1 protein-coding gene and 1 pseudogene are annotated in these 2,793 nt (G+C 76.5%); both read left to right on the top strand.

The window, feature by feature from the left end; all coding sequences use genetic code 11:
- Nucleotides 1-128 precede the first annotated feature (128 nt).
- Nucleotides 129-2,612, top strand: a complete 2,484-nt coding sequence (locus SSOG_RS46590; RefSeq protein WP_245606570.1) for a four-carbon acid sugar kinase family protein — start codon at nt 129-131, stop codon at nt 2,610-2,612.
- Nucleotides 2,609-2,793 (top strand): annotated as a pseudogene (locus SSOG_RS03655) (4-hydroxythreonine-4-phosphate dehydrogenase PdxA); the annotation flags it as partial. The gene SSOG_RS46590 and the pseudogene SSOG_RS03655, both read left to right, overlap by 4 nt.

The following is a 2,793-nucleotide window of genomic DNA, read 5'->3' on the forward strand; positions in this document are numbered from 1 at the left end:
CTCGCGCGGTTCGCGCAACGTGTGTCATCATCGAGACCACGGTAGTACCGTGTGTCCACCGTCTGATCACGTCCGATCACATCTGATCGCTTCCCCTGTCATGGCCATTCAAGGAGGTACCGGTGGAGATGCCGCCCTTCCGGAGGGTGCTGGCCATCGCGGACGACCTGTCCGGTGCCGCCGAGACGGCCGCCGGGCTGAGGTCGCGCACAACGCGCAGTCGGGTACTCCTTCTTGGGCCCGTCCTTGAGCCGGTCCTTGGGCCTGCCGCGACCGGTCCCGAGGAGATATCCGCGACCGACGCGCGGGCCGTGACCGTGCTGGACCTCGACTCGCGCCACTGCCCGGCCGAGGACGCGGCCGACGCGGTCCGCGACGCACTGCGGCTGGCGCCCACGGGCGACACCCTGGTCCTGAAGAAGATCGACTCACTGCTGCGGGGCAATGTGGCCGCCGAGGTCGCCGCGCTGGCGGCGGACGGTCCTGGCGTGGTCGTCGCCCCCGCCCTGCCGGTCGCCGGGCGCGTGGTGCGCGCGGGCGTGGTGCACCTCGGCGGGGTGCCGCTGCACGAGGGCGATGCCTGGCATGCCGAGGCCACGGCCCCGCCGTCCTCGGTGGCCGACGCGCTGGGCGGACTGCCCACCGCGTTGATCCCCCTCGCGACCGTACGCGCCCCACGGCCCACCCTGCGGGCCGCCCTGCGGGCCGCGGTGGCGGCGGGACGGGTCGCGGTCTGCGACGCGGAGACCGACGCCGACCTGGACGCGATCGTCGCGGCCTCGCTCACCGACGACCTGCGCCTACGCCTGGTCGGCACGGGCGGCCTGGCAACGGCCCTGGGCCGCCACCTGGCGGCCGAGCCCGCCACGACGGGCAGCGACGAGCGCCCGGAGACGGCGGCGCGGCCGGAGACGGCGGCGCGTACCGATTCCGCAGGGCGCGCCGATACCGCAGCGCGGCGGGATGCCGCGGCACGGGCGGATACGGCAGCGCAGCCCGAGACCGCAGACGCGGCGCCGCACACCGAGACCGCAGCACGGCGAGAGAGCACAGCGCAGCCGGAGACGGCGCAGCCGACGACGCGGGCCGAGCCCGCAGCTGCGCAGCAGGAAACCGCGGCACGGGCGGATACGGCAGCGCAGCCCGAGACCGCAGACGCGCCGCCCCGCGCCGAGACCGCAACGCGGCAAGAGACCACAGCGCAGACAGAGACGGCGCAGCCGACGACGCGGGCCGAGCCCGCAGCTGCGCGGCAGGAAACCGCAGCACGGGCGGACACGGCGACGCGCCCCGAGACGGCAGACATGGCGCCACACGCCGAGGCCGCTACGCGGCAGGGTGCCGCGGCACGGGCGGATACGGCAGCGCAGCGCAAGACGACGGACGCGGCGCCCCGCGCCGAGACCGCAGCACGGCGAGAGACGCCAGCACAGGCGGAGACGGCGGAGCCGACGACGCGGGCCGAGACCGCAGCGCAGACGGACACGACGACGCGCCCCGAGACGGCGAACCCGGCGCCGCACGCCGAGACCGCAACGCGGCAGGAAACCGCGGCACGGGCGGATACGGCGGCGCAGCCCGAGACGACAGACGCAGCATCGCGCGCCGCGACCGCAGCGTGGCAAGGGACCGCGGCGCAGGCCGACATGGCAACGCGCACGGAGACGGCAGACGCGGCGCCGGGCGCGGAAGCCGCAGGGCGCGCCGCGAAGGCCGCAGCGCAGACGGACACGGCAGCGCGACCCGACACGACGGACACGGCGACGCGCGCGGAAACCGCGCCCCGCCCCGTAGCCGCGGAGACCGCGGAGCGGCCGGTGCTGGTCGTTGTCGGTACGGCCGAGCCTGGCGCCGTCGAGCAGGTGCGCCGACTGGTCGCCGACGGCGCCGTACACGTCGCGCTCGACCCGGCCGACCTGCTCTCGGAGCCGCCCGCGGCCGCGCTGCCCCCGCTGACGGCACCGGTCACGGTCGTCACCATCGCCCCGGCCGTCGTGCCGCCGGGCGGCGCGATACCCCCCGCAACGACCCCCGCGCCAGGGCCCGTTGGCCCGGCCGAGACTCCGGTGTCGGCTGCGGGCGGCACCGCCGCGACCGCCGCAACACGGCACCACAGCGCAACCGCCACCGGACCCGACGGCACGACCGACACCGCGGTCGCCACCGCGCTCACCAACCCGGCCGAGCCCCCGGCACCGCCCCTGCCCGAAACCCGGTCCGGCGCCACGTCACCGAAAACGGCTTCCGCCGTGGCCGCCACAGCACGGCGCACCACCGCACCCGACAGCCACGGCGGCGGGGCGCCCGGCCCCGTATCCCCCCGGCGGCTTGTGCAGGGGCTGGCCCGGGCCGTCGCCACCGCGCTCGCGGCGCGCGACGGTGGCGCCGACCTCGTCCTGACCGGCGGGGAGACGGCCCGTCGCGTGCTGGACGCGCTCGCGATCACCCGGCTCGACCCCGTCGGGCAGGTGCACCACGGCGCCGTACACCTCCGCACTCCCGACGGGCGATCCGTCGTGACCCGCCCGGGCAGCTTCGGCGATCCCGATTCCCTGCGTCACATCGTCCGGGCGCTGCGCCCCCACTCGACCGAACGGAAGGTCACCTCATGAACGCACCCACCAACCTCGCCCCCGCCGGACCGCTCCCGCTCATCGCGGTCACCATGGGCGACGGCGCGGGCATCGGGCCCGAGGTGATCGTCCCCGCCCTGCTCGCCCCGGAGACCCTGCGGCGCTGCCGTCCGGTGGTCATCGGGGACGCGGAGCGGCTGCGGCAGGCGGCCCGGTTGCG

The organism is Streptomyces himastatinicus ATCC 53653 (assembly GCF_000158915.1).
Lineage (GTDB): Bacteria > Actinomycetota > Actinomycetes > Streptomycetales > Streptomycetaceae > Streptomyces > Streptomyces himastatinicus.

Coding starts and splice junctions, on each gene's coding strand:
- SSOG_RS46590 (WP_245606570.1), top strand. CDS start 129: ATGCCGCCCTTCCGGAGGGTGCTGGCCATCGCGGACGACCTGTCCGGT.